The organism is Ottowia thiooxydans (assembly GCF_040548795.1).
In the GTDB taxonomy this organism is placed as follows: Bacteria; Pseudomonadota; Gammaproteobacteria; order Burkholderiales; family Burkholderiaceae_C; genus Ottowia; species Ottowia thiooxydans_A.
The window spans coordinates 148540-173956 of record NZ_JBEPSH010000002.1; the positions used below are offsets into that span (position 1 = coordinate 148540).

25 protein-coding genes are annotated in these 25417 nt (G+C 58.3%); 14 read left to right on the plus strand and 11 right to left on the minus strand.

Going from position 1 to position 25417, the window contains the following annotated elements; translation table 11 throughout:
• Positions 1-120 precede the first annotated feature (120 nt).
• From ABIE13_RS04320 to ABIE13_RS04345, 6 genes are all read left to right on the plus strand, one after another.
• A complete protein-coding gene (locus tag ABIE13_RS04320; RefSeq protein ID WP_354441473.1) occupies positions 121-798 on the plus strand; it encodes a protein-L-isoaspartate O-methyltransferase family protein in 678 nt (225 codons plus the stop codon).
• Positions 799-828: 30 nt separating this feature from the next.
• Complete coding sequence (locus tag ABIE13_RS04325; RefSeq protein ID WP_354441475.1) at positions 829-1170, plus strand: rhodanese-like domain-containing protein; 342 nt, start codon at positions 829-831, stop codon at positions 1168-1170.
• A gap of 31 nt (positions 1171-1201) precedes the next feature.
• Positions 1202-2575 (plus strand): TolC family outer membrane protein, encoded by a 1374-nt coding sequence (locus tag ABIE13_RS04330; RefSeq protein ID WP_436278373.1) that lies wholly within the window; start codon positions 1202-1204, stop codon positions 2573-2575.
• A gap of 164 nt (positions 2576-2739) precedes the next feature.
• Positions 2740-3267 (plus strand): Ig-like domain-containing protein, encoded by a 528-nt coding sequence (locus ABIE13_RS04335; RefSeq protein WP_354441477.1) that lies wholly within the window; start codon positions 2740-2742, stop codon positions 3265-3267.
• A gap of 40 nt (positions 3268-3307) precedes the next feature.
• Positions 3308-4504, plus strand: a complete 1197-nt coding sequence (locus tag ABIE13_RS04340; protein WP_354441479.1) for a hypothetical protein — start codon at positions 3308-3310, stop codon at positions 4502-4504.
• Positions 4497-5357 carry a glycosyltransferase gene (locus tag ABIE13_RS04345; protein ID WP_354441481.1) on the plus strand — a complete coding sequence of 287 codons (861 nt, stop codon included), beginning with the start codon at positions 4497-4499 and terminating at the stop codon, positions 5355-5357. The genes ABIE13_RS04340 and ABIE13_RS04345 overlap by 8 nt, the downstream gene beginning before the upstream one ends.
• On the opposite strand, the gene ABIE13_RS04350 is transcribed toward ABIE13_RS04345, so the two are convergent.
• From ABIE13_RS04350 to ABIE13_RS04360, 3 genes are read right to left on the minus strand one after another with little or no spacing between them, the layout of a single operon-like run.
• Positions 5354-6595 (minus strand): dienelactone hydrolase family protein, encoded by a 1242-nt coding sequence (locus ABIE13_RS04350; RefSeq protein WP_354441483.1) that lies wholly within the window; start codon positions 6593-6595, stop codon positions 5354-5356. The genes ABIE13_RS04345 and ABIE13_RS04350 overlap by 4 nt on opposite strands.
• 41 nt (positions 6596-6636) lie before the next feature.
• Complete coding sequence (locus tag ABIE13_RS04355; protein WP_354441485.1) at positions 6637-8181, minus strand: flavin-containing monooxygenase; 1545 nt, start codon at positions 8179-8181, stop codon at positions 6637-6639.
• Positions 8182-8194: 13 nt separating this feature from the next.
• Complete coding sequence (locus tag ABIE13_RS04360; RefSeq protein ID WP_354441487.1) at positions 8195-8995, minus strand: SDR family oxidoreductase; 801 nt, start codon at positions 8993-8995, stop codon at positions 8195-8197.
• A 419-nt stretch (positions 8996-9414) separates the two neighbouring features.
• Between ABIE13_RS04360 and ABIE13_RS04365 the strand changes: the two genes are divergently transcribed.
• On the plus strand, positions 9415-10494 hold the full coding sequence (locus ABIE13_RS04365; protein ID WP_354441489.1) for an AraC family transcriptional regulator: 1080 nt from the start codon (positions 9415-9417) through the stop codon (positions 10492-10494).
• A 184-nt stretch (positions 10495-10678) separates the two neighbouring features.
• Here the strand turns inward: ABIE13_RS04365 and ABIE13_RS04370 are convergent, their stop codons facing one another.
• Positions 10679-11449 (minus strand): glycosyltransferase family A protein, encoded by a 771-nt coding sequence (locus ABIE13_RS04370; RefSeq protein WP_354441491.1) that lies wholly within the window; start codon positions 11447-11449, stop codon positions 10679-10681.
• Positions 11450-11467: 18 nt separating this feature from the next.
• On the opposite strand from ABIE13_RS04370, the gene ABIE13_RS04375 reads away from it, so the two are divergent.
• Together ABIE13_RS04375 and ABIE13_RS04380 are read left to right on the plus strand one after the other, a co-directional pair.
• Entirely contained in the window at positions 11468-12268 is an 801-nt protein-coding gene (locus ABIE13_RS04375; RefSeq protein ID WP_354441493.1) for a glycosyltransferase family 2 protein, read from the plus strand.
• Positions 12265-12909, plus strand: a complete 645-nt coding sequence (locus tag ABIE13_RS04380; RefSeq protein ID WP_354441495.1) for a hypothetical protein — start codon at positions 12265-12267, stop codon at positions 12907-12909. Before ABIE13_RS04375 ends, ABIE13_RS04380 begins: the two co-directional genes overlap by 4 nt.
• 9 nt (positions 12910-12918) lie before the next feature.
• Here ABIE13_RS04380 and ABIE13_RS04385 read toward each other — a convergent pair whose 3' ends face one another.
• Complete coding sequence (locus tag ABIE13_RS04385; RefSeq protein ID WP_354441497.1) at positions 12919-13704, minus strand: enoyl-CoA hydratase; 786 nt, start codon at positions 13702-13704, stop codon at positions 12919-12921.
• The gene (gene hpaR, locus ABIE13_RS04390) at positions 13701-14249 is read right to left on the minus strand and encodes a homoprotocatechuate degradation operon regulator HpaR (protein WP_354441499.1); all 549 of its coding nucleotides are present in this window, start codon (positions 14247-14249) and stop codon (positions 13701-13703) included. Before hpaR ends, ABIE13_RS04385 begins: the two co-directional genes overlap by 4 nt.
• Before the next feature lie 105 nt (positions 14250-14354).
• On the opposite strand from hpaR, the gene ABIE13_RS04395 reads away from it, so the two are divergent.
• The 4 genes from ABIE13_RS04395 to ABIE13_RS04410 all read left to right on the plus strand — a co-directional run bounded on the left by ABIE13_RS04395 (position 14355) and on the right by ABIE13_RS04410 (position 19064).
• Entirely contained in the window at positions 14355-15545 is a 1191-nt protein-coding gene (locus ABIE13_RS04395) for an aromatic ring-hydroxylating dioxygenase subunit alpha (protein WP_354441501.1), read from the plus strand.
• Positions 15546-15679: 134 nt separating this feature from the next.
• On the plus strand, positions 15680-16486 hold the full coding sequence (locus ABIE13_RS04400) for a PDR/VanB family oxidoreductase (RefSeq protein ID WP_354441503.1): 807 nt from the start codon (positions 15680-15682) through the stop codon (positions 16484-16486).
• A gap of 23 nt (positions 16487-16509) precedes the next feature.
• Positions 16510-17484: a Bug family tripartite tricarboxylate transporter substrate binding protein gene (locus ABIE13_RS04405; protein ID WP_354441505.1), complete on the plus strand. Its 975-nt coding sequence runs from the start codon at positions 16510-16512 to the stop codon at positions 17482-17484.
• A complete protein-coding gene (locus ABIE13_RS04410) occupies positions 17481-19064 on the plus strand; it encodes a class I adenylate-forming enzyme family protein (protein WP_354441507.1) in 1584 nt (527 codons plus the stop codon). Before ABIE13_RS04405 ends, ABIE13_RS04410 begins: the two co-directional genes overlap by 4 nt.
• 150 nt (positions 19065-19214) lie before the next feature.
• Here the strand turns inward: ABIE13_RS04410 and ABIE13_RS04415 are convergent, their stop codons facing one another.
• From ABIE13_RS04415 to ABIE13_RS04430, 4 genes are all read right to left on the minus strand, one after another.
• The gene (locus ABIE13_RS04415) at positions 19215-19844 is read right to left on the minus strand and encodes an exosortase H-associated membrane protein (protein ID WP_354441509.1); all 630 of its coding nucleotides are present in this window, start codon (positions 19842-19844) and stop codon (positions 19215-19217) included.
• Complete coding sequence (gene xrtH, locus ABIE13_RS04420; protein WP_354441511.1) at positions 19844-20353, minus strand: exosortase H; 510 nt, start codon at positions 20351-20353, stop codon at positions 19844-19846. The genes ABIE13_RS04415 and xrtH overlap by 1 nt, the downstream gene beginning before the upstream one ends.
• Positions 20354-20742: 389 nt before the next feature.
• A complete protein-coding gene (locus ABIE13_RS04425; RefSeq protein ID WP_354441514.1) occupies positions 20743-22011 on the minus strand; it encodes a 3-deoxy-D-manno-octulosonic acid transferase in 1269 nt (422 codons plus the stop codon).
• Positions 22012-22096: 85 nt separating this feature from the next.
• Complete coding sequence (locus ABIE13_RS04430) at positions 22097-23485, minus strand: phosphomannomutase/phosphoglucomutase (protein ID WP_354441516.1); 1389 nt, start codon at positions 23483-23485, stop codon at positions 22097-22099.
• A 210-nt stretch (positions 23486-23695) separates the two neighbouring features.
• Between ABIE13_RS04430 and ABIE13_RS04435 the strand changes: the two genes are divergently transcribed.
• On the plus strand, positions 23696-24613 hold the full coding sequence (locus tag ABIE13_RS04435) for a DMT family transporter (RefSeq protein ID WP_354441518.1): 918 nt from the start codon (positions 23696-23698) through the stop codon (positions 24611-24613).
• On the opposite strand, the gene ABIE13_RS04440 is transcribed toward ABIE13_RS04435, so the two are convergent.
• Entirely contained in the window at positions 24597-25247 is a 651-nt protein-coding gene (locus ABIE13_RS04440) for a riboflavin synthase (RefSeq protein ID WP_354441520.1), read from the minus strand. The genes ABIE13_RS04435 and ABIE13_RS04440 overlap by 17 nt on opposite strands.
• Positions 25248-25417: the final 170 nt, after the last annotated feature.

The following is a 25417-nucleotide window of genomic DNA, read 5'->3' on the forward strand; positions in this document are numbered from 1 at the left end:
TGGCCCCCGCCCTCCCCCGGTTCACGTTCCCTGGGGTCGCGGCGAAAAATGAGGGTATACGTCAGGCAGAATGCCAGCACCGGTAAAATCGGCTGTTTGCCCCTTATTTTTGGAACCGCGATGAATCTGGAACAGGCCCGCTTCAACATGATTGAGCAGCAGATACGTCCATGGGACGTGCTCGACGCCCATGTGCTGGATCTGCTGTCTGTGGTGAAACGCGAAGATTTCGTGCCAGCGGTACACCGCGCACTGGCCTTCGCAGACATGGAAATTCCGCTCAGGGATGAGGAAAAGGCGATCGCCCTGGGTCAAGTCATGCTCGCGCCCCGGGTGGAGGCGCGCATGCTTCAAGACCTCAACGTGCAAAAGCACGAGAAGGTGCTGGAAATCGGCACGGGTTCTGGCTTCATGGCTGCGCTGCTGGGACACCGTGCCCAGCGCGTGCTCACGCTGGAGATTGACTCCGAGCTGGCCGCCACAGCCCACGCCAACCTGCAGCGCGCAGGTGTCATGAATGCGGAGGTTCGGGTCGCCGACGGCGCCAGCACCAATTTTTCAGCCGACGGTCCATTTGACGTCATCGTGCTTTCCGGCTCGGTTGCCCAGTTGCCCAGTGCGCTGCTCGAGCTGCTCAAGCCCGGCGGTCGCTTGATGACCATCGTGGGCGACGAACCGATGATGCGGGCCACGCTGGTTCGTCGCGCCGAAGGCGGGAACCTGATCACCACCCAGCCTTGGGACGTCATTGCACCGCGTTTGCTCCATTTTCCTGAGCCAAGCCGTTTCAGCTTCTAACACCCTCCCCACAGCGTATTGCCCAACACCATGATCGAGCAAGTCAATCCGGACCAATTGCCCACCTGGTTTGAAGCCGTCCGGGTTCACGGCGAGCCCGTGCTGCTTGACGTGCGCGAACCTGCGGAGTGGAATGCGGCCAGCGTCAAGCCAACGGGCGCGGACCTTGTCTTGATGTCCATGCAGACCATTCCCTCCCGATTGGCTGAACTCGACCCCGAGCGGCCCGTCGCGGTGTTGTGCCACCACGGTGCTCGCAGCATGAACGTGGCGGTATTCCTGGAACGCCAAGGCTTTTCACATGTCGTGAACGTAGCTGGTGGCATTGACGCCTGGTCGCTGCGCTTCGACCCTTCCGTGCCCCGCTACTGATTTTCGGCGCATCGCCCGAAAGCACTATTGGATGCGCGTGTCCTCTCGCCGCCCCTCATGTCGCGGCCCCTTCAGTCTCTGGCTGGCATGCGCGCTGTTCACATCGGTCTTGGCAAGTCCTGCAGCGTGGGGGCAGTCGCTCCTGGAGCTTTATACGTCGGCGTCCGGCTTTGACGCCGCACTTCAATCCGCCCGATCGCAGGCGCAGGCGAGTTCAGCGCGAGCGGACCAGGCGCAAGCCGGCCTGTTGCCTCAATTGGGCCTGCAAGCGGGTGCCAACCGAAACTGGACCAAAACTGAGGTCGGCCCCAATACCGTCCAACAAGCCTCGGACGTCTTCAACGGATCCCTGGTGGGTTCCCAGCCGCTTTACCGCCCCGCCAACCGCATTACCTGGTATCAGGGCAAAAAACAGGCAGAAATGGCACGCCAGCAGCTTGACGCTGCTGGCCAAGACTTGATCATTCGCCTGAGCCAGGCTTATTTCGATGTGCTTGGTGCCCAGGACTCGCTTACTTTCGTGCGGGCACTCAAGGCGTCGGTCGTAGAACAGCTCGAATCCGCCAAGCGAAATTTCGAGGTCGGCAATGCCACCATCACTGACAGCCGCGAAGCGCAAGCACGCTTCGATCTCACTCGCGCGCAGGAAATTGCCGCCGAGAACGACATGCATGTCAAACAGCTCGCTCTCGAACAATTGGTAGGTCGCGTCGGCGTGACACCGCGAGCCCTGGCCCAACCCATTCAACTGCCGCCGCTGAATCCCGCCGACGTCAACGCCTGGGTAACTCAAGCCACTGAACAGCACCCCGCCGTCATGCAGGCCAGGTTGGCTCTGGACGTAGCCAGACTGGAAACATCCAAAGCCAAGACGGGGCATCTGCCGACGGTTGATCTACAAGCCAATGTGGGCCTGACCCACTATCCCAACGGCAATCCCTCGATAGCTGCGGCACCCTCCAGCGACTATCGCAACCGGGTGGCAGGCGTTGGCGTCGTGCTGAATTGGCCACTTTTTTCAGGTTTTTCAGTACAAAACCGTATTCGCGAAACCCTGGCGCTCGAAGACAAGGCGCGTGCAGATCTAGAAAATGCACAGCGAGCCTGGGCGCAGGCCACGCGGGCAGCATTCTTTGGTGTTCAATCGGGCGCCGGACAGGTCCAGGCGCTCGAAGCCGCAGAAAGATCTAGTCAGACGGCTTTGGAAGCCAACCTTCTTGGCTACCAAGTAGGAGTGCGCATCAATATTGACGTTTTGAATGCGCAAAGCCAGCTCTACCAGACCAAGCGCGATCTGGCCAAGGCGCGCTATGACGTTCTCGTAGGAATCTTGCGACTGAAGCAAGCGAGCGGAGCGCTCACACCAGACGATCTGGTTCCAATCAATCAAATGCTGGTCCGTTGATATGCAGGCGTTGGTAGACAACCCTTCACCGCGAAACGTGATCGGACTGTTGAAATACCAGTGAGCCACGTTGGACTGTGGTGATCGGCGCTGCTGTTTCCCCCACTTGCGCAACCGCGACCCAACACATACCATGTGAGTAATTGCGAGCAATGGGAGTGAACATGGAAAAGACTGACAAGAATCTGCTGAACAGTGGAAACACCAAGCCGATTCAGCATACAACCGGAGGTTTGCGCGTCGTCAATCCGGCGGTTCTTGTAGGACTTGGGATGCTTGCTGCAGGGACCGCTGCTCCAGTCCAGGCTGGTCCTGCCGCGGATGACTCCTACACGACGTCAATCAATACACCCGTCACAGGTGTCAATGTCACAACCAACGACTCCATCGAGGGCAACACCTACTCGGTGATGATCGTTACACCTCCGGCACCGGCATCCGGCACAGCCACCCTGACCCCAGAAGGCCTGCTGACTTTTACGCCTGCCCCGGGTTTTAGTGGCACTGCCACCCTGTTGTACGCTCTGGGCGAAGAGTTTCCAGACTCCAACTCTGCTGCTACTGTAACTATTACCGTCGCAGCGCCGGCGCCAGTGACTGCTGTGCCTGCCTTGGCCCCGCTTGCTGTAGGAGGCTTGGGCGCACTCGTTGCATTGCTCGGGGCCCGCCGGCGAGTCAAAAAAGAAGATTGATTCGCCTTAGAAAAGCGTGGCCCGGGTCGGCTATCTACGAATGAGTGGTGGCGTCAAGTTTTACTCCTATTGCGATTCCTCTGGATACGGAAGTTCAGGGCTAGCGTATTTGAGAGGGCTGCTGAATGCAGGGTGGTCAGTTCAGTGGGTTCCGCTCGTCTACAACGGCAAGAATTTCGTTCCGTTGCAGCCCACAGAAAACCCGCCCCTGTTGAGTCTGGCGCAGGGCGATGCGTCTCTTCAGGATCTGGCCGCCATCCGGGCTGCCACATCTCGTCCGGTTGAATACTCAACGGTTTTCGCTCAAACCGGGCCTGATCAATGGCCCCAATTTTTTGAGTCCGGCAAGAAAAACGTGGGCTACACCACCTGGGAAGCTGATGCCCTCCCCCCGCACTGGAAGCCCTGGCTTGATCTGGCCGATGCCATTTGCGTGCCCTGCCAACTCAACCTGCGGACATTCGAAAAAGCGCATCTCCGCCCCTCAATACACGTCATTCCACATATCCGCCGCCACGCCTGGAACGACTTCACCATCGCGGAACTGGAGGCGATGCGCGCATCGCTAGGCATTCCACCAGATCATTTCATTTTCTATTCGATCAATACCTGGGACCCGCGAAAAAACAATATAGGCTTGCTGCAAAGCTACATGCAAGCATTCTCGGCGGAATCTCCCGTGACCCTGATTCTGAAGACAAGCAAGGAGGGGTATGGAGAGGCCCCTTTTTACTCATGGCAGGCGACCTCAGACATCGTCAGTAGCGCCATGGCAAATATCACATCTGTCACCGGCGGTACCCCAGCCCAGATTTGCCTGCTGCCTTTCGAATTATCAGGTCGCGGAATAGATATGTTGCACGCCCTGGGAGATTGCTATGTCTCAGCCTCGCGCGGTGAAGGTTGGGGCATGGGAATGTTCGACGCTGCCACACGTGCCACTCCTGTGCTCGCTACAGGATGGGGTGGCCAGCTTGACTACCTCGGCTCCGATTGGCCCGGCGCCATCCCGTTCAACATGCACACGGTGCCTGTCTGGCCTCCTTCCGCGCCTTTGTTCTGGCCTCCTCAGCGATGGGCTGAGCCCGATTCTGAAGGCATGGTCAAGGCATGGAAAAACGCCTTGGCCGACGCTAAATACCACCGAGCCGCGGCGCAAACCATCGCAGCAGAGATTGCCAACCGCTTTGCCGAGCCTGTGATCACCGCGCAATTAGGTGCTGTCCTATATGCCTGAAAAGCTGCCCACAGAGTCGTCAGCGTTTCATTTTGTTTTCGGTCTGAAGCCGCAGAATGAGCCATTGCACTTGATGCACTACTTGTGCCTGCGTTCATGCCGCCATGTGCATCCAGGCAGCAAGATACATCTGCATTACCGGCACTTGCCGCACGGCCCCTGGTGGGATCGCATTGCCGCAGAGTTGATCTTGCATCAGGTAGATGAGCAAACCCCAGGTTTTGATCCAACGCGCTATCAGGATACGAGGGAAGGCCGCTTCATCGCGAGTGCAGGGCTTGACTACGCGCATGAAGCAGACTTCATACGCTTGCGCGCATTGGTAGATCACGGCGGCATTTATGCCGACATGGACACTTTTTTCGTGCGTCCCTATCCCCGTACGCTGTATCAACATGATTGTGTCCTGGGCGAAGAATCTCCCATGCGTGATCCACAAACTGGCATCCAGCGACCATCGCTATGCAATGCCGTGATCATTGCCCGGCCGGGCGCTAAATTCCTGTCTGACTGGTTGTCCAACGCGATCGATACCTTTGACGGCACGTGGAGCCGGCACTCCTGTCAGGCCGCCAGTCTCCTGTGGTCCAGGACGCCAGCCAGTCTGCACGTGGTTCCCTGGTGGTGGTTCTACGGTTTTCCGGCTAATAGGCAAGGCATCACGCAGCTTTTTGAGGAAGACGCGCCCTTGCCTGAAGGCTTGTGCAGCATCCACTTATGGGCCCATCTCTGGTGGCGCGCCGACCGAACCGATTTCAGCGCGTTTCATGAAGGCTTGTTGAATGAAACGCATATCAGAAGTGCCAAAACCACCTATGCCAAGCTCGCCTCGCAGTTTCTAGAACCCAGCTAGTGGCGTGGGTTGGAATCGCTACGGTCGATCAACTCATTGGAAGGAAGCGTCTCATCGAGCAGCTTTCGCCCGGTCTCCGCCCCAGCCACGGGCAAGCCCTTGGGATCCAGCAAGCCCACCTGCACCAGCACACTGGCCTGGTCCCAATAGATATGCTCGTGGTAGAGCTTGTCGCCGCGGAACTTGATTACCGCCAGCAACGGAATCTCCACGCGCCGGCCGGTGGGCGCAACGCCCGGCAGCATCCATGGGATCTCGGTGGTGTGGGTAAAGCAGAACAGCATCTCGTCGACCACCTGCGTGGCGCCCACCGTGCGCGAAATAGGGGTCAGGCTGGTGTCGGGTGGGTTGCTGTTGACGAAGTGGCGCGTGTAGAAATCATGCAAGTGGCGATAGCCCACTCCACCCGTCATGGTGGGGATGTGATTCACGTACGGCTCGGCGACCATGGTGGACATGGTGGCGTCCACATCGCGGGTGCCGAACTCATATTCGCAGTGCTTGTCCCATAAGGCCGACAAGTCGTAGTGGGGCCCCATGGCGCGCCGCAGCGCCGTCACACTGCGCTGATGCGCCATCAGGGCAGAGGGCTTATGGAAATGGTCGCCGCCCGCGCGCGCAAACGCATGATCGACGCCAGGGTATACATGGAGTTCCACGTTCTCGCGCCCCGACAGTGCCTGCACTATGGCCTCACGCGCCGGTGGCGGGCAAAAACCATCGAGCTCCGCAATGTGCAGCACCAAAGAACACCGGATATTCGATGCCTCGGCCAGAGCCGCCTCGATGCCTACGCCGTAATAACCCACGACTACATCGGCGTCCGTGCGGCAGGCCGAAAGGTACGCCAGCTTGCCGCCCAGGCAGAACCCCAGCACCCCCACCTTGCCGCCGTGCCCTTGCACTTCAGGTCGCCCACGAAGAGAGGTAATGGCGGTCTGCAGATCCTCCATGCCCTTGGCCTCATCAAAGCCCTGGTAGAGGGCAAAGGCGCGCGGCATTTCGGTAGCAGCGTCCAGCTCGACCCCGGGCTCCTGGCGCCAGAACAGATCGGGTGCCAGGACGGTGTAACCCTCTTGCGCGTAGTAGTCGGCCACGTCGCGCATGGTCTGGTTGACGCCGAAGATTTCCTGCGCCAGCACCAGGCCGGGGCCACCGCCTGCCGCCGGAGTGGCGAGGTAAGCGCGAAAGCTGCCACTGCCGTCCGCAGCTTCCAGCTTGATCCATTGTCCTGGCATCTTGAGTTCCTTATCGTGTGGGAAAACCAATAATCAAATACTTAAAGACCGTGGTGCGCAGCGGCCTGCGGCACCTTTGGAACAGCCGCCGATGCACCCGCGTGGCGCGCCAGCAACTGCCGGGTGACCACCGCGTAATCCTCGGGGTTCACCGGCCCCAGCCACTGTCTGAAGCGCGTGAATGCACCCAGCGGCAGCTTCATATCTTGCAGCAATTCGTCGATGTTGTGTACCGAGAACGGGATAATGTTAGTGCCTTTGGAGTGCTTGCCATCCGTGCGCGCCTCCATCCAGGCCAAACGCCGGTCGATGTAGGCATTCATCGCACCCTCTTCAGGCAACTGCAGCCCGCCGCGCAGATAGTTGGCCAACCAGAGCGCACCGATCTCGCAGTTGAGCTGGCTGAAAAACGAGGAGTTATAGCCATTGAACGCCAGGCGCGGCACGTTTGTGGGCATGATGGAGCGGTAGAGGCGGAAATTACCCTGCGCGTCAGTCACGCGCTGCAGCAGGTTGGCATCGAAGAAAGGCACCTGCTGGTTCCAGCCAGTGCCGCAAACCACGATATCGGCCGGTACGGTCTCCCCATTGCTCAGCAATGCCTGGCCAGGCTGAAGCGCGGTGATGCTCACACCTTTGCGCACACCCAGAGTGCCTGCGGCGATCTTCTCGTAAAAGCCATCGGTCACCAGACTTACCGTGCTACGGGCAATGGTTTCGAGCGGCGTGCCTGGGTGAAGGCCGATCTCGCGCAGCTTCAACTGGCGCGTCACCACGGACTCCACGCTGCCCAGCATGGAGTTACGAATCGGCAGGCCCGCGCCATGCAGGAATTTTTCGAAACCCTTGGGTTCGATGTACTTGAACAGCGCCTCGCCCATGCGAGTGAGCAGCAGGAATTTGAAGTTCAGCACATTCATGAACTTCTTGGGGATTTTCCAGATCAGGTGGCGCGCCAGCACCGTGGTGCTGGCACTGTCTGCCGCGATGGCGTTGGCCACGTCGCAGGAAGATTTACCATACCCCACCACCAGTACATGCTTGCCACGCGCATCGCCCGCGTCGTTGAACTGGCTGGTGTGGCACACGCGCCCGCCCGCCGACACAAAGCTCTCCGCGCCCGGATACTGCGGCACGGCTGGCTCGCTGAAGATGCCGTTGCACACCACCAGGTAGTCGAAGCGGTGCACCTCGACCGACGAGGCGCCGCCCTGCTCCGCCGTGGCCCGGCGCGCCTTCACGGTCCATACGCCATCCGCCTCATCCAGCACCGCGCTCTCCACGGTGGTGGACATGCGCAAATGCGGCACCAGGCCAAAGTGTTCGGCATACGACTTCAGGTAGGCCTGGACCTGTTGGCCAGAAGGCCATTCAGGGTAGTGCGTCGGCATCGGAAAGTCCGATAGCGCATAGGTCGTACGCGGGTTTTGCGTGGTCAGGCCCGGGTAGCGGCGCGAGGCGGCCCATACCCCACCCACATCGGGCTCCTTCTCGAACACCGTCACTTCGAAGCCAAAGGCGCGCAACACCTTGGCCGTGGAAAGCCCGGCAAAGCCGGCGCCGATGATGCCTACTGTTCTGATCATGACACCGGCTCCTTCAGGACATGAGTTTTGGAATGGCTGGCTCGTACGACTCAGGTCCCATAGCCGAGTAACCGCCGTCGCACGCATAGTCGGCACCGGTCACGAAGCTGGCCAGATCCGAGCACAGAAAGAGCACCACGTTGGCCACCTCAGCCGGATTGCCCACGCGGCGCAACAGGTGAAAAGGGGCGGCCACCTGGTCGGTTTTGGCGCGGTCGCCACCGGTAAGCTGATCCATGATGGCCGACCATGTCCAGCCCGGGGACACGCTATTCACGCGCACACCCTCGCCCGCCAGATCCATGGCCATGCTGCGCGTGAGTTGCACCATAGCCGCCTTGCTCACAGGGTAGAGCCAGCGCCCCGTCTGAGCCACGCCCGAGGAAATACTGGTGAAGTTAACCACCGCCCCGCCGCCCGCCTTCTGAAAGTGCGGGCGCACGGCTTTGAGCATCATCACCGCACTGACCAGGTTCACATTGAGCGATGTCAACCAATCCTCGCGCGGCGAGGCAATGCCGTCGTCCAGATAGGAGCAGGCCAGGTTCACCAGATAGTTCACCCCGCCATGGCGCTCGGCGGCTTCGGCGGCGCAGGCAGCCACCTCGGCATCGTCGGTGATGTCGGTACGGCGAAACACTACGCCGGCTCCCAACTCATCGGCCAGTGCCTGCCCTCCCTCGGCATTGATGTCGGCCACCATGACCTTCACCCCCGCCTGGTGCAGTGCGCGCACCACTCCGGCGCCGATGAGGGTGGCACCCCCCGTCACGATCGCGCTTTTGCCGCGCATTCCTTCGAATCCCTGGGTCATGCTGTCTCCTGTTAGTTATGGGCTTGGCGGCGCGCCAGCGCGCCTTGCTGCACCGCAGCAACAACAATGCGCCGTCACAGTCACACCATGCTCCGGGGATAACGCTCTTGCGCATCGCTCGGCGCATGCGCAAGAATAGGAAGGCAGGCCGTGCATCCGCATCCCGAATGCGCACGGTCTATCCCGTAAACGCATTTTTTCGCGCTCTAGGAGGCTGTCAGACTTAGAAATCGCCGGCTGCGAAATGGCCGCAGCGGTCCATTTTTCAAGGTTTTCTTGACCCATAGCTTGGCTATGGGCCTGCAAATCCCTTGAAAACTGTCCTCGCTGGGGCCTTTTCTCGCTATCGGCGCTCCAAGTCCAACAGCCTCCTAGCCGGGCAGCGATTTCATGCATGACCACCCGAACAGGCACCGCCCATGGACATGGCCCTACAGAACAACGCGCAGCAGCTCCCGCTGGAGCGCTTTCGCCTGTTCGACAGCAACGACCTGGATGAAACACGCGAGTTCGTGGGCCGCGTGTTCTGCCCGCATGTTCTAGCCACGCTGCGCCCAGGCGCGGAGCTTGATGCCTGCCACCACAGCGTACCCCTGCATCGCGATGCCAGCCTGAACTACGTGCAGTACGGGCCGGCCGTGCGTATCGAGCCGGGTCATTTGGGTAGCTTCTACCTGCTGCAGATACCGCTGCGCGGTGGCGCCACGGTGCGTTGCGGCAGCCAGACGGTAGATTCGCACGCGCTCATGGCTTCCCTGCCCTCGCCGACCGAGCCGCTATCGATGCACTGGCACGAGGACAGCCCGCAGTTCATCGTCAAGATCGAGAGCGAACCCCTGCACAACCGCCTGTCGGCCCTCCTGCAGGCCCCAGTGCAGCAACCTTTGGTGTTCGACCTGGGGGTGGACCTGACTCACCCCGTCCTCATGGGCATGGCCAGCTTCATCGCCTACCTGCGCTCTGTGGCGGAGACCAACACTGTTCTTCTGGGCCACCCAGTGTTGGCAGAGCAGGCCGAGAACCATCTGCTCACCACCCTGCTGCTGTCTGCCCGGCACAACTACTCAGCGGCCCTTACGGGAAAGGCGCCCACCCCCGGTACGGCTTCCATGATTCTGCCGCGCGTGGTCAAACGCGCGCAGGAGTTCATGCATGGGCGGTTGGAGCAGCCCATCACTCTGGTCGAGGTATGCGCGCATGTGGGTGTCAGCGCCCGCTCGCTGCAGCAGAGCTTCGCGCAGTGCACAGGCAAGAGCCCTATGACCTTCCTGCGTGACCTGCGGCTAGATGCTGTGCGCGCGACACTGCAACAACCCACCGCGTCGGAGCGCGCGCCGCAGGTGTCGGATGTTGCAGCGCGCTATGGTTTTTTTCACTTGGGACATCTCGCCGAGAGCTACCGAAGGCGCTTTGGAGAAACGCCTTCTGAGACTCGGCAGAGGCAGTGCAAGGAGCACTTGGCTCCGCTCAAAGTTGTGAGTACTTTGCAATCAAATTGATAGAAAAATAGGCGCGTTGGCGCACTTCAAAGCGATGCTTTTCTCGGACACCGCACCACATGGAAAAGATAACGCCTGCCAGGACCGTATGACCCGAATGACACCGAAGCGCTGATCAGACCAGGCGACGCGCTTCGTGGTGGATGGCATTCAGGCGCATTGAAAACGCCTTTATCACCTTATCCTAGCGAATAGGAAATGCCATGCTGCCCGAGCGATCCTTCAATGCCGTTGCCTCAATGGGCGGAACATATTCAGCCAGGCGCTCGCGCGCAACTCCCAACCGAGCCATGAGCCTGGCTGCCGAAAGCGCGTGACCTTGCGAAATGGCTCTGTGATGCGTGTCAGGCCAGACATTGTTGCCGTGCTGCACATACACATAACACCAACCGTGGTCTCGCAGTCTGCAGATTTTATGGCCCGCTCTGAGAATATCGAGGCAAGCCCCTGTATCTTCGCCGCGTGCGATGCCAGGATAGACGGGCATCTTCTCGCGACGCCCCATAAGGGTGCCCTGGATGAAATTGAGCGGATAGGGCTGAGCATCCCAATCATCCCAGAACAACTCCCCCGCGTCACGGTAGAGGTGCAATTGGTCGCTCAGAAAACAGAAGTCCGCACCCTCGCGCACCAACGCGTCTTTCTGGACCTGAAGCCTCTGAGGATGAAACCGGTCATCGTCATCCCATTGACAAACGAGCTCGCCTTGCGCCAGTGCACCTGCGGTATTGCGCAGCGCGCCCAGCGGCATGGTGGCCACCGCATGCACACTGATAGGGCCGGCACCCCCGTACTGCACCGCGATTTTCCGAACTTCCTGATCGAATGCTGAATCGCCATCGTGCAAGATGATCAACTCTCGCGCCTCATACGTTTGCCGGGCAAAATCGCCCACAGACTCACGCAACAGATGCAGCCGGCCTGGCTGGGTGATGGTGATGCAGGAAATAATCATGCTTAGCAAAAATTCTCTATGTCAGCAAACATCATTTTGACCTATCGAGGCGAGCCCAGCGGCATTCGCCATGCCAATCTGCTCGCAGTGGTGACTTTCCTGGCAGAAACGCCAGAATGGCCCGTGGTGATCGTCGAGCAGGATGGCTTACCCAGCCTGACAACGCCTCTTCCTCATCCCAATTGCTCCGTCATATTCGCCTACAACGCTGGAGCATTCAATAAAGCCTGGGGACTGAATGTCGGCGCACGGCACTGCAATGGCACAGTCATCGTGTTCACTGATGCTGACCTGCTGATACCTGGGATGTTGCCGCGCTCGGTCGAGCACTGCCTGAGGAACACCCAAATGGTCAAGCCCTATCGCCAGGTTCTCGATCTCTCTCCAGAAACAACGGCGCTTTTACGCGCCGGCGATTCAACTGCCTTGCAGCAAATGCCCGCCACTGCAAGCACTCGCCAGATGCAAGGGGAATCTGCGCCCTTGTGTGGAGGCGCATTTGCCATCCGCCGAGATGCTTTTCTGAAGTTGGGAGGCTGGGACGAGCGCTTCGTCGGCTGGGGAGGAGAGGACGACGCGTTCTCCTACAAAGTGCAGCGCGCCAGACTTTCGACACTTGAGTTCGACGATGCGGCGGCGCTGCACCTGCATCATCCCAGATCGCGAGACCGGGAAACCAACGCTGCCCAGTACGCCTCCAACCTCGCACTGCTGAAGCGCTATTACCACTACGATCAATCGCAACTTGAACGTCTGCAGGAAGTCCAGTCGCAAGTCATAGGCAGAACCGAAAAATACCGCCCCAGGAGCGTCTCATGAGCCAAGCACACATCATGATTGGAACGCCCGCCTACGCAGGCATGGTTCATATGGATTTCGTGCACTCTCTGCTGGACTATCAAAGAGCAGGAATCCGCTTTACGCTAGCCAGCTTGGGAAACGAAAGCCTGATCACACGCGCCCGAAACACCTTGGTGTCCATGTTCCATCACCAGACAGACATGACACATCTTCTTTTCCTGGATGCTGATGTCTCACTTTCCGCCGCCAGTCTGCAGATGATGCTGTCGGAGCAACGCGACGTCATTGGCGCCCCCGTGGCCTTGAAGGGACGAAATGCTGACGGCTCCCGCATTTTCAACATTGGGCGGGTCGTAGGCGAGAGTGGCCCGATGCTGTTGGTTGATCGCATTGGCACCGCAGCATTGATGTTTTCGCGCCAGGCTGTGGCAGCCTTGGTGGAAGATGCCATTGCACAGGGCCGGGTCTATCAGCGCATGAAGACCCTTCACGGCGATGGAGGCCCAGCCATTCACTACGATGTGTTCGGCGTGGGCGTACACGAAGGCGAATACCTTTCAGAAGACTTCTGGGCCTGCATGACGCTGCGGCGTTTGGGCTTCGACATCTGCGTGCTGCCGGACGTTGTCACTCGCCACCACGGCACGATGGCGGCGTAAGTTACTGAGTCAGCCGAACCGCGGAGCACGCTTCTCGACAAATGCCGCCACGGCCTCCCTGTGGTCTGCTGTCGACATACACCTGATGTGGTGAGCTGGCTCCGCATCGAACGACGCCTCCAAATTGCCTTTCATGGCAACATTTAGATTGGACTTCATCGCTGCGATCGCACTGGAAGGCCCTTGAGCCAGACTGCGTGCCAAAGCAGCAACCTGTGCGTCCAAATCCTTGGCGTTCACCACGCGATTAACCAGGCCAATCCGCTCAGCTTGTTCAGCGTCCAGTATCGTCGAAAGGAAATACAGCTCTCTCGCCTTGGCAGTTCCCACCAAGCTTGTCAGGAAGTAACTGCCGCCGTAATCACCGGACAGCGCAACGCTTCCGAATGCGGTCGACAACTTGGCGCCCACTGACGCAATCCGCAGATCGCATGCCATGGCTAGCGACAAGCCGGCGCCGGCGGCAGATCCGCGGATTTTGGCGATCGTAGGAATGCTGATCGTGTGCAGAAGCTTAGCCACGTGCATACGACGCTTCAGAGCCTCTACCTTCGCATCCTCGCTAAGGTTTTGGTTCGCAGGGCTGGCCATTGCTTTCACGTCGCCGCCTGAGCAGAAGGCGTCACCTGCCCCCGTCAGCACAATGGCACGGACCTGCGAGTTGGACGTGGTCGATTGAAGCTGAGCCTCCAGCATTTGGCACATTTCAGGGCTTAGCGCATTACGGCGCTCGGGCCGATTCATCGTGAGTGTCAAAACTCCTTCATCGAGCTCGAAAAGAAGTTGTGATGTCATCTTTCGCTGCTCTTCTCTGTGGCCGAACCCGGGGATTTGCCGTCCATGACACTGGGCACCCCGGGTTCAAGCGCATCGCGCAACTTCTCAATTGCCTCGACGGCATTGCTCAAGACCTGCCGCCCGACTACCTTCTCAATCAATGCGTACTGTTGTTCGATGAGTGGAGAAACCTCTAGCGCGACCTTAAGAGACGCGGGCGTCAAGCTAATGCGCTGCTTACGCAAATCAACGCCAGATCGAGCACGTTGGATAAGACCGTTCTTTTCCATTCCAGCCAGGATCTGCGAGAGGCTGGGCGCAAGAATCTGGCATTGATCAGCAATTTGATTAGGTTCGAGACCGTCTTTCGAATCGTGGAGTGCTCGGATGACGCGCCACTGCTGACCTGTCAAACCATGCGCCTTGAGGATAGGCCGAAACGGCTTCAAAGCAGCCTCACGGGCGACCATCAGGAGGTGCGCGATGTTGGTGTAGCGACGAGATCTCATCTGTTGGTAAGAGGTTTTCTTGAAATATATCTTGATGATCTTAACAACTTTCATCGAACAGAGGCTTCTTGCTCATCGGTAAAAACACCTATTTTTTAATGAATATCTTCATAGTTAAGATCGACACATTCTCAACGCAATCCAAGCACAGGAACACAAATGGAAGTCGAATCGAAACCGGTATTCATGGGCTCTCTGTACGGGAAAAAGCCGGGCAAACACATTCCCGAAATTACCGAGGTCTCCCAAGGAACGCCCATGGGCGAGCTTCTGCGCCGGTACTGGCAGCCAGTCGCCTTGGCAAAGGAGGCAACTACGACGCCAAAGCTCATTCAAGTGTTCGGCGAAGAACTCATCCTCTTCCGAGATAAATCCGGACGCCCTGGTCTCGTCCATCCTCGATGCGCGCACAGGGGGACCTCACTTATCTACGGAAAGGTCGAAGAGCGAGGTATACGTTGCTGCTACCACGGATGGCTGTTCGATGTTGAAGGCAAATGCGTCGAGCAGCCCTGCGAGCCCAACAACGGAGAGCATCGGAGCAAGGTGCGGCAGCCCTGGTACCCGGTGCAAGACGCCTACGATTTGGTATTCGCCTATATGGGCCCTCCTGAGAAAATGCCGATTCTCCCGCGCGTGGAAGCGCTGGAGGGTATCAACGCCGATCAGAAGATTCTTGGTGAACAAAAGGCTTTTGCGTCTGGAGGTCCTGCCATTGCTGACTGCAACTGGCTTCAATACTTCGAAAACGCCCTGGACACATTCCACGTTTCAGTCCTACATAGCAACTTCAGCGGCCTCCAATTCATTCCGGAAATGGCCGTGATGCCGAACGTGGAGTGGTCGTTAACCAAGCTTGGTGTCAAAGCCACACAGAAACGGGTGCTGCCGGATGGTAGGCTTTTCCTGCGCGTCACCGAAGCGCTTGCGCCCAATGTGCGCAGCGTTCCTGATGCCTTTGGTAAGAACGGTCCGGTAGACCGTATCGAGTGGACAATCCCCGTGGACGACACACACTTCACTACGTTCACCGCGGGCGTGGTGCATCAAGACGCGACCGTCATACGCGAACGGCGCGTGCTGCATGACGGCAAGCTCTGGGAGGACATGACCGAGGAAGAGCACCGCGCATTTCCCGATGACCGGGAAGCGCAGGTCGGTCAGGGTCCGATCACCTGGCATACAGACGAGCATCTGGTCACGTCGGACGTCGGGCTGGTGATGTTCCGGCGGTTGCTCCAGCGACAATTGGCAGTGGTCGCGGCGGGCAACGACCCGCTCGGCGTCTGGAGAAACAAAGAGGAAGCTGTGATCCAGCTTGAGGCTGGCAACTTCTTTGATGCTCAATGAGAGATATCCATCGAATGCGGCTGTTCCGCATTGAACACGCTGCTGAGCGGTGCAAGCTGTTCGAATTCAGGTCTGAGACTGGATGGGTGCCTCCCGCTAGTGCGGGATCCCACATCCAGGTTCATCTCCCGTCGATGGCAGCTCGCTCCTACTCAATCATCAACCCCGACGATGTCCTGCCGCGCTATGTCATTGCAGTGAAGGATGCTGTGGACTCGACCGGTGGATCGCGCTGGTTGAACTCAGAGGCTAGGGTCGGCATGAGCTTCGACGTTAGTGCTCCTAAAAATCACTTTGAGTTGGAACGTAGCGCACCCCATACAGCGCTATTCGCCGGGGGAATAGGCATCACGCCCCTCTGGAGCATGATCCAGTCACTGGAGAAGTCAGGCCGGTCCTGGTCATTGCACTACGGGGCACGGAGCAAATCCGAACTTCTGTTTTGCCAGGAGCTCCTTCGTCATGGAGATCAAGTTCGCTTCGTCACAGACGACGAGGAATCGCCCAGGCACATCAATTTTCAGTCGTGCATTGCTGCGTCACCAGCGGGAACTCATTTTTACTGTTGTGGCCCCAAGCCGATGATGGAAGCGTTCCTCGTTGCAACAGCCGAACTACCCACTGAGCAAATTCACGTCGAGTACTTCAGTCCTAAAGAAGAGGCCTCGTTAAAGGGAGGCTTCTCCGTCCGCTTGGCAAGATCTAACGTAGAGGTCCATGTAGCACCTGGCACCTCCATCCTTGACAATCTGCGGGACAAAGGAATTGACGTGCCGCACGCATGCGGCCAAGGGATTTGTGGCACCTGTGAAATGCGCGTAATTCAGGGGACACCGGATCACCGCGATTCAGTTTTGACCCAGCCAGAACGTGACTCAAACCAGACCATGATGATCTGCTGCTCGGGTAGCAAGACAAATCAGCTGGTCCTCGACTATTAAAAACCCCACTTTGGAGACGAGACATGTCCTATCGCAATGCTTCGCTGATGATCGCGTTCTTCCTTGCATCGGGGCAGATCGCCGCCCAGGGAACAGCTGAAGTGTGGCCAACAAGGGCTGTCAAGTTTGTGGTCGGGGTGCAGGCCGGCGGAACCAACGATGCGATCGCACGCATATTCGCCAAATCGATTAGCGAAAGCACCGGCCAGCCTATGCTGGTAGAGAACCGACCAGGCGCAAGCGGCAATATCGGTGCCGAGTTCGTCATGCGGTCCGAAGCCGACGGCTCCACCTTATATGTCCCGACTTCCTCAATCGCAATACGTCCAGCTTTGTACAAGGACATGACTTTCAGTTTCACCAAAGACTTCAAAGCGATCGCGTTATTGGCTAAGGTCCCCAATGTTCTTTCGGTGAATCCGTTGCTTCCAGTGAACAATCTGAAAGAACTCGTCGAGTACTCCAAAAAACATCCTGGAGCGATCACCTACGGCTCAGGAAGCGCCGGCTCCTCAGGACATATCACCGGTGAAAGTATCAGGATAGCTACCGGTGCCAATTTTCTGCATGTGGCGTACAAGGGTAGCGCGGGAGCCCTCAATGATGCCAGTGCCGGCCACATCAACGCCATCGTCGACAACCTTCCATCTTCGCTGCATCTGATCCGCTCGGGCAGGTTGAAGCCGATTGCTGTCACTAGTGCAGTACGCTCACCATTACTGCCGGATGTACCAACGGTTGCAGAGTCAGGAATCCCGAACTTCGAGATGGTCGCCTGGTTCGGGCTAATCGCCCCAAAAGCCACCCCAAAAGCTGTGGTGGACCGCGTGAACGCTGAAGTGAGAAAGGCTTTGTCGAGCAAGGATATCCGAGCGTACCTAGAAAAGGACGGCGCGCAATCAGCCCCAATGTCCCCAGATCAGTTTCAGGATTTCATCATGTCGGAAACAACCAAGTGGGGTGACATCGTCCGCAAAGCTCAAATCACCCTTGAATGACGCATGTGAACACCGAGCGCATCGTGAAATACTCCGTTGATGACGAATTTGCTCTGCTGGCCGACCTGATTCGCCAACATGCGGTGACAACGCCACTAAAGCTGGCCATTACTGATGACACGGAGGTACCTCACGAGCTCACGTACGCCGATCTGGACGCGCAAATGGATCGCGTCGCTTCTCGTCTAACTACGGCCGGATTGCAGGCAGGCTCGACAATCGCAATCTGTGCAAAATCCTCCAGCGCGTATGCAAGCATATTCTTAGGTGCCTTGCGTGCAGGAATCGCGGTGGCACCGCTTCCGCCGAGTGCGACCACATCGACACTAACGAAAATGCTTGTCGACTCTGAAGCAAAGCTGGTGTTTCTCGATAGTGATGGAAATGCTGCTCTGCCGCAGCAAGCTCCCGGTCATCCGATGCGCGTTGCCCTTGACGCTTGCCCGGGATTGCTGACGATGGAAGCCTGGCTTCACAGCGCCGCTAGCGGAATCGCTTTAGGCCGTACGGTAGACGCCGACTCCGCCTTCAACATCATCTACTCATCCGGTACCACCGGAGAGCCCAAGGGGGTTGTGCAATCACATAGGATGCGATGGGCTCACATCCAACGTGCGCGCCGCTACAAGTATTCCGCAACCAGCGTCACGCTGTTGTCTACGCCGCTCTATTCGAATACTACGCTCGTCGCGTTTTTCCCAGCGCTGGCTTTCGGCGGGACTGTCGTCCTCATGTCGAAATTTGATACGGGAAAATATCTGGCTCTGTGCGAGGCCCATCGCGCCACCCACACGATGCTGGTCCCGGTTCAGTACCTCAGACTGATGCAGCACGAAGGCTTCGGACAGCATAACTTGTCGACTTTCGTGATGAAGCTCTGCAGCAGCGCGCCATTTCCTGCAGCACTAAAGTCAGAAGTTCTCGCCCGCTGGCCAGGTGGCTTAACGGAAATCTACGGTATGACAGAAGGCGGAGGAAGCTGCTTGCTTGAAGCGGATGTATATCCGGGCAAACTTCACACTGTCGGCCGACCTGCGCCTGGCAGCGAGTTTCGCGTGATCAGCGAGGGTGGCACCGAGGTACCCGAAGGTAGTTTGGGCGAAATCGTCGGGCGATCCAAAGGCATGATGACCGGATACCACGGGAGACCCGGCCTTACGTCTGAGTCAGAGTGGTTCGATCAGGAAGGACGCCGCTACATACGAACTGGCGACCTAGGAAGATTCGATGAAGACGGCTTTCTAATCTTGGTAGACAGGATCAAGGACTTACTCATTTCTGGCGGATTCAACGTCTACCCTCGGGACTTAGAAGACATCCTTCACCAACATACTGACATCAGCGAAGCGGCCGTTACGGGCATTCCTTCAGAAGAATGGGGAGAATCCCCCGCTGCGTTTGTAGTACTCAAGCCATTCGGAAACGCTACGCCAGCCGATCTGATGCGCTGGGTCAATAATCAGGTCGGCAAAACCCAGCGACTGGTATCCGTCACTTTGCTCAAGGAGCTCCCACGCAATGCGATTGGAAAAGTTTTGAAGCGCGAGTTGCGTCAGCTTGCCAGGCTCGAACGTCCATGACGAAACGGACGTGAGGTCACCGTTGTTGAGGCGCTCGCCTGGTACATCAACATAAACGGTTTCAGAACAAAAAAAGAACTACGAATACAGCCGTTCCCTGCGGCTGCACCGCAGTTCATTCCTTCCAGGAAAGTGCCTAGAAGTTTAAGCTCAGTCCATCCGCGCCGTTTGACGAGCAGGTTCGGGCTTGTCTGATAAGGCGGCCTCTAGCCACAAGGCGGCCACGAATCGCTTATCGAACAGCAGCCAAAGCACAATGGGCGCGACAGGGGACAGCATGAGAAATCCGAACTGATATCCGTAGACGACCACTTCGTTGACCCATGAAGGGTAGTTCAGGTAGGCCGCTCCGGAAGGTCCGGAGTAAATCACCACGTCGCGCAGCCACTGAAAGCAAATGCAGAAAGCCTGCAGGGGAATTAGAACCAAGCTGCCGATCAGGCCCTTGAGCCACCACCTTGGGGGGTGGGATGCGATCAACATGGCCCACAGAAGTACCAACCCATATCCATAGGTGGGGTAACTTACTTCGGGGGTCAATTCACCCAGTACGTCGCCTTGGGGACCCTTCATGCGCACCTGCACCAAGGTATGCAGCACTGCCATGACGCCCTTCTGATCAAAACTCTCTGCCCAGGGAAAGAGCAGCTTCATCACAGTGCCGGCAAGCCAGATCGGAGGCGTGGCCAGCCAGGGCGACGCCCAATACCAAAGCGGCAACAACACCATCAGGCCAAGAATGGCCAATAGAAGAAACCGCCCAATCAGCGTGGCTCTCATCACGCAGCCACCGGTTTGGCGGCGCCCCGGTCTTGCCGCGCAACCACTCGCATCCAAAGCAGCCAGACCACCAATACGTCAAGCATGATCAGAGCCTGCCACATATACAAGTGAGCGAACTCGAATACTTCCAGATTCCACTGGCCAATGAAGAACAGGCTCACTACCCGCAGCAGATTCACGAACTGCACGGCAATGAAACCCAGGCCGATGCCCCAAGCCTTCATTTTCCAGCTGGATGGAAAGGCCAGCATGGCCGCCACGAGCACGATGGTTGCTTCTACCCCGTTGCAACCGGGTTCAATGGAAACACCAAAGCCGGTCTGAGCACTTTGCAACACACGCCCGTATGAAATGACCGACGGGTCAAACAAATGAACCACGATGGCACTGGCTTTGGCGACGATACCGGTCCAGGGATCCACTATGGCCTGCTGCACAGGCTGCAGCATCTCGACGCCAAACAATGTGGCTTGAACAGCGAGAAAAATCAGAAAAAAACGAAACACAGTGCCATCCCGTTAGGTTAGTGGGCAAAACGTGTCCTGTCAGGCTCTTTAACCAAAAATGATCGTCGCGATGCCGCGCTTTCCACTCTGGAGCATTCCTGCAAGGAAATGTACATGCAGATGATATAGAGCTTCCAGGACTTTGGATCTATTTTCCCCTGTTCAAAGGGGGAAACTCCCTAGAGAAACCCCTCCAACCCCATTCCCCGAACATGCTACACGAGCGCCATTACCTTCTTGCCGGGAACTCCGCGGCACCGCGGCTGTTCAGAAAATGACGCCCCCTGGGAGCGCCAAGCTCCAGCTTGGCATCTTCGCCGCCTCCGCAATCGCTGCAGTGCCAAGCTGGAGCTTGGCGCTCCCAGGAAATACTTCCATCGCAGGGGAATCTAGGACTTGAGACTACCTTGAAGCAACTTCACCACCGATTCAGCCGTGCGGTCCGCTGCACCCCGGTGTTCAGCAGCGAAGGCGAGCCCAGCTTCTCGCATGGCCGTGTGCACGGCCACATCTTGAACCAGTTGATTGGCGGCACGAACGGCCTCTGAAAAATCAGCAACACGCCCTGCTGCCCCAGCGCTTTCAGCCAAATTCGCGGCTTCATGGAAATTGAAAGTGTGGGGCCCCATCAACACAGGGCACCCACAGGCCGCCGCTTCGATCAGGTTCTGCCCACCCAAACGCGCAAAGCTGCCTCCGAGCAAAGCGACATCTGCCATGGCGTAGTACGCTGCCATCTCGCCCAGACTGTCACCAAGCCAGACATCTGCAGGAGAAGGCGTGCCGTCCTCGCACCAGGAAGACCGGCGGCTCAGGCTCAAGCCCTGGCTTTGTACCAATTCAGCCACTTCATCAAAACGTTGTGGATGACGCGGCACGATGAGCCACTGGATGGTAGACCTATCGATTTGCCTTAGAAGTTCGGCCTCCTCCCCCTCTCGAGAACTGGCCAACATGACCACCGGCTTCGTATTTGAAGCACGCCAATTGCGACCTCGCGCCAGGAGTGCGGGGTCAGGGTCGGCATCGAACTTCAGATTTCCCAGCACACTGACCGAAGGGGCTCCGATGGCGCGTAATCGTGCCGCATCCGCTTCAGTCTGCGCCCAGACAGCAGTCAGCGCAGCATAGGCCGGACGCATCAACCAGGCCCCGCGTTCTGCCCCACGCAGCGACTTTTCAGAAAGCCGCGCGTTGGCCAACGCCATGGGGATGCCGCGCGCAGCACTTTCCAACAAGAGGTTAGGCCAGATTTCGGTTTCCATAAGGATGCCCACGTCTGGCCGAAAATGGTCAAGAAAACGCCTGACGGCGCCACGCTCATCCCAGGGCTGCCAAACCTGCATATCGCCTGTTTGCAGAAGTTTTTCCCCTTCCGCGCGTCCTGTGGCCGTGCCACTGGTCAACAAAAGACGCATGCCGGGAAGCTGTTTGCGAAGCGCCGCCAGCAAAATAGCAGCGGCCCGCGTTTCTCCGAGTGACACCGCATGGATCCAGACCCAGAGCCCCCCGCCCTCTGGCCGAGCCACGTCATAACGCCCGAAGCGCTCTTCTACATGCTCGCCGTAACCCGGCTCTGCCACCGCACGCCGCGCCAACTTGCGACGAAGCAGCGGCTGAGCCAGCCAGGCAACAAGGTTATAGGCAGCAAGAAGCATCCGGCTTGTAGTTGGGATTCGTTTTATTGATGCTCGCAAGGCTACGCACGCTGCCGGGCTGACTGCCTGGATTGATTTCGGCCTTTCAGTGCGCCGACACCCCGACTTGCGCGCCAGGCTTGACTTGCTGCAGCAAGGCCAGCATTTCCCCCTCGATGCGAGTCAAAGCCTGCGAGGTCTGGCCTTCAAAACGGAGCACCAGCATGGGGGTGGTATTGCTGGCACGGATCAGCCCAAACCCATCTGGCCAGTCCACCCGCAAGCCGTCAATGGTGCTCACGATGGCGGGCTCTGCAAATGCACCTGCTGCCAGCGCTTGCAATTGCGCAGCGAGGACATGCGGCTCACCTTCTGCGCAAGCCACATTGAGTTCGGGCGTGGAAAAGCTGGTGGGCAAACCATTCAGCACAGCACTGGGGTCCGCATGGCGGCTCAGAATTTCCAGCAGGCGGCCGCCCGCATAGGTACCGTCGTCAAAGCCAAACCAGCGCTCCTTGAAGAAGATATGGCCGCTCATCTCCCCACCCAGTGGGGCGTCCACTTCCTTCATCTTCGCTTTGATGAGTGAGTGACCGGTACGGAACATCATGGGCACCCCGCCCGCCGCCGCAATCGCTGGGCCCAGCCGCTGCGTGCATTTGACGTCGAACAAGATGGTGCCGCCGGGCACACGCGAAAGCACGTCTTCTGCAAAGAGCATCATCTGACGATCCGGAAATATGTTCTGGCCATCCTTGGTCACAATGCCCAGGCGGTCACCGTCGCCGTCAAAGGCCAGGCCCAGCTCCGCGTCGCTCCCCTGCAGCGCAGCGATCACATCACGCAGGTTGTCTGGCTTGCTGGGGTCTGGATGGTGGTTGGGGAAATTTCCATCCACTTCACAAAACAATTCTGTGACTTCACACCCAATGGCGCGCAGTATGGCGGGCGCTGTGGCACCCGCCACTCCATTACCGGCATCCACAATGATCTTCATGGGTCGCGCCAGACGAATGTCCTGGACGATACGCGCCTGGTAGTCGGGCAAGACATCCTGCAGCCTGACGCTGCCGCCTTCCCGCAGTTGCCAACTCTCCTCTTCGATCATCTTGCGCAGTGCCTGGATGTCATCTCCATAGATCGCGCGGCCTGCCAATACCATCTTGAAGCCGTTGTCGTCACGCGGATTATGGCTACCCGTGACCTGAATGCCGCTGCGGCATACCGTGCTGGCCGCAAAATAAAGCATGGGCGTAGTGGCCATGCCTATATCGATGACCTCCACGCCAGCGGATATCAATCCCCGAACCAGCCCGGCAGACAGGGCCGGGCCTGACAGGCGCCCGTCACGCCCTACAGCTACTGTTCGCTCACCCAACGCCATCGCCTGCGTGCCGAACGCGCGGCCAAGCGCTTCAGCCACGGGCTCGTTCAATGTCGTCGGCGTCGTGCCTCGAATATCGTAGGCTTTGAAAATTGAGGAATGCAAGAGCATGAAGTGAGGCCGCGCACAACGGTCCGGGTAAGCAAGATGGGGGGATTGTAGGCAGGCGCCGGCCCGTTCTGGAAACGCTCGCACAACCTGGGCTGACTCTCACCATCTCGTGCAGATGGCGATTAATGGGCGTTATGCATGAAATGGGCTGATATTGAGCATCAATAAGAGGCCATCCCCGTCATACGCTGGCGCATACTCAGCTTCGCCATGAGAACTGCGCCCTCCAATCCCAGCCTGACGCCGTTTACGCCCGGTATCGTCATGGAGTTCTTGCTTCTGGCAGCGATATGGGGAGCATCTTTCATGTTCATGCGCCAGGCTGCGTTGGAATTCGGGCCACTCCCGACCGCCGCCGTGCGCGTCACAGTGGCCGCACTGTGCCTGCTGCCCCTGATGATGGCGCGCGGGCAGTGGCCGGCGCTCAAGCAACACTGGCGTCCGGTATTTGTATGCGGATTGCTTAACTCCGCATTGCCATTTGCCTGTTTCAGTTTTGCCTTGCTGCACATCAGCACAGGGCTTTCTGCCATCCTGAATGCCACAGTGCCCTTGTTTGGAGCCCTGGTAGCCTGGGCATGGCTGAAAGAGCCGCCAGGCCGCTCTCGCATGATCGGCCTGATGATCGGCTTTGGTGGGGTAGCCATGTTGGCCTGGGACAAGGCAAGCTTTCAGCCTGTAGCCTCTGGCGTTGCCAGCGGTTGGGCGGTTTTGGCCTGTCTGCTAGCCACCTTCAGTTATGCGGTAGCCGCCAGCTACACCCGCAAATTTCTTACAGGCGTTCCTGCACTGACCTCAGCCACGGGCAGCCAGATTGGCGCTGCCCTGGGATTGGCATTGCCAGCGCTTTGGTACAGCCCGGCCGTCATGCCCAGCGCCAAGGCCTGGGGTGCCATGCTTGCCCTGGGCGCACTGTGCACGGGCGTCGCCTACGTACTGTACTTTCGCCTGATCGAGCATCTTGGCCCGGCGCGCGCCCTGACAGTCACTTTCACCATCCCGGTGTTCGCGCTGCTCTATGGCGCCACACTGCTTGGCGAAGCGGTCACACCATGGATGCTGCTTTGCGGCGGAATCGTCATCTGTGGCACCACATTGGCCACAGGCTTGGTCAAACTGCGGGTTTGAAGCCTACCCGCGCACCAGATTCCAGAGAAAGCATTCTTTCAACGTAGCGGGCAATCGTGTCGATCTCCAGATTGACGTGATCACCCTTCGCCAACGCGTGCAATGCCGTGTTCTGCACCGTGTGAGGAATCAGGTTGATATGGATAGCGCACCCCTCCTCCAGATCCTCGACCTGATTGACCGTCAAACTGACGCCGTTGACCGTGATGGAGCCCTTGTACACCAGGTACTTGGCCAGCTCCTGTGGCGCCACAATGCGCAGCAACCAGCTCTCACCCACGGGTTCGAACTGAGAAACCGTTCCGATGCCATCGACGTGACCCGACACAATGTGCCCGCCAAGCCTGTCATGGGCACGCAGGGCTTTTTCAAGGTTCACCGGTCCGGGTTGGGCCAAGCCACTGGTGCGCGCCAGTGACTCAGCAGAAATATCAATGGCAAAACTGCCGGCAGACGCATCAATACCTGTTGCCGTCATGCAAGCGCCATTGATGGCGATGCTATCGCCAAGCGCCACGTCATCCAGATAGCCCGCAGGAGTCGTGATCAATAGCTGCTTTCCGTAGGCGCTGCTGCTCCCGAGATCTTTGACTTCGGCGATGCGGCCCACCGCAGTGATGATGCCTGTGAACATAGAACTTTCTCCAGAAGAAAAGCCTCGCAATCTCCTGAGTTGCAAGGCTTGGAAATATCGGCATTCCGACGATGCCGAATGATGTCCATCATTCTATAGACAGGCCCTGGCCGTCTGCTGGCGTGGGACTTTCTTGCAGTCCAAGGTGACTGCCTCCTACATACTAAAGT

What these genes read in the sequence shown, in the direction of transcription:
- ABIE13_RS04350 (WP_354441483.1), bottom strand. Translation starts at nt 6,595, where the DNA reads ATGCCAGGACAATGGATCAAGCTGGAAGCTGCGGACGGCAGTGGCAGC.
- ABIE13_RS04430 (WP_354441516.1), bottom strand. Translation starts at nt 23,485, where the DNA reads ATGCTCTTGCATTCCTCAATTTTCAAAGCCTACGATATTCGAGGCACG.
- ABIE13_RS04370 (WP_354441491.1), bottom strand. Translation starts at nt 11,449, where the DNA reads ATGATTATTTCCTGCATCACCATCACCCAGCCAGGCCGGCTGCATCTG.
- ABIE13_RS04345 (WP_354441481.1), top strand. Translation starts at nt 4,497, where the DNA reads ATGCCTGAAAAGCTGCCCACAGAGTCGTCAGCGTTTCATTTTGTTTTC.
- ABIE13_RS04395 (WP_354441501.1), top strand. Translation starts at nt 14,355, where the DNA reads ATGGAAGTCGAATCGAAACCGGTATTCATGGGCTCTCTGTACGGGAAA.
- ABIE13_RS04415 (WP_354441509.1), bottom strand. Translation starts at nt 19,844, where the DNA reads ATGAGAGCCACGCTGATTGGGCGGTTTCTTCTATTGGCCATTCTTGGC.
- ABIE13_RS04425 (WP_354441514.1), bottom strand. Translation starts at nt 22,011, where the DNA reads ATGCTTCTTGCTGCCTATAACCTTGTTGCCTGGCTGGCTCAGCCGCTG.
- ABIE13_RS04380 (WP_354441495.1), top strand. Translation starts at nt 12,265, where the DNA reads ATGAGCCAAGCACACATCATGATTGGAACGCCCGCCTACGCAGGCATG.
- ABIE13_RS04385 (WP_354441497.1), bottom strand. Translation starts at nt 13,704, where the DNA reads ATGACATCACAACTTCTTTTCGAGCTCGATGAAGGAGTTTTGACACTC.
- ABIE13_RS04320 (WP_354441473.1), top strand. Translation starts at nt 121, where the DNA reads ATGAATCTGGAACAGGCCCGCTTCAACATGATTGAGCAGCAGATACGT.
- ABIE13_RS04360 (WP_354441487.1), bottom strand. Translation starts at nt 8,995, where the DNA reads ATGACCCAGGGATTCGAAGGAATGCGCGGCAAAAGCGCGATCGTGACG.
- ABIE13_RS04435 (WP_354441518.1), top strand. Translation starts at nt 23,696, where the DNA reads ATGAGAACTGCGCCCTCCAATCCCAGCCTGACGCCGTTTACGCCCGGT.
- ABIE13_RS04340 (WP_354441479.1), top strand. Translation starts at nt 3,308, where the DNA reads ATGAGTGGTGGCGTCAAGTTTTACTCCTATTGCGATTCCTCTGGATAC.
- ABIE13_RS04400 (WP_354441503.1), top strand. Translation starts at nt 15,680, where the DNA reads ATGGCAGCTCGCTCCTACTCAATCATCAACCCCGACGATGTCCTGCCG.
- ABIE13_RS04440 (WP_354441520.1), bottom strand. Translation starts at nt 25,247, where the DNA reads ATGTTCACAGGCATCATCACTGCGGTGGGCCGCATCGCCGAAGTCAAA.
- ABIE13_RS04330 (WP_436278373.1), top strand. Translation starts at nt 1,202, where the DNA reads ATGCGCGTGTCCTCTCGCCGCCCCTCATGTCGCGGCCCCTTCAGTCTC.
- hpaR (WP_354441499.1), bottom strand. Translation starts at nt 14,249, where the DNA reads ATGAAAGTTGTTAAGATCATCAAGATATATTTCAAGAAAACCTCTTAC.
- ABIE13_RS04335 (WP_354441477.1), top strand. Translation starts at nt 2,740, where the DNA reads ATGGAAAAGACTGACAAGAATCTGCTGAACAGTGGAAACACCAAGCCG.
- ABIE13_RS04355 (WP_354441485.1), bottom strand. Translation starts at nt 8,181, where the DNA reads ATGATCAGAACAGTAGGCATCATCGGCGCCGGCTTTGCCGGGCTTTCC.
- ABIE13_RS04365 (WP_354441489.1), top strand. Translation starts at nt 9,415, where the DNA reads ATGGACATGGCCCTACAGAACAACGCGCAGCAGCTCCCGCTGGAGCGC.
- ABIE13_RS04375 (WP_354441493.1), top strand. Translation starts at nt 11,468, where the DNA reads ATGTCAGCAAACATCATTTTGACCTATCGAGGCGAGCCCAGCGGCATT.
- ABIE13_RS04405 (WP_354441505.1), top strand. Translation starts at nt 16,510, where the DNA reads ATGTCCTATCGCAATGCTTCGCTGATGATCGCGTTCTTCCTTGCATCG.
- ABIE13_RS04410 (WP_354441507.1), top strand. Translation starts at nt 17,481, where the DNA reads ATGACGCATGTGAACACCGAGCGCATCGTGAAATACTCCGTTGATGAC.
- ABIE13_RS04325 (WP_354441475.1), top strand. Translation starts at nt 829, where the DNA reads ATGATCGAGCAAGTCAATCCGGACCAATTGCCCACCTGGTTTGAAGCC.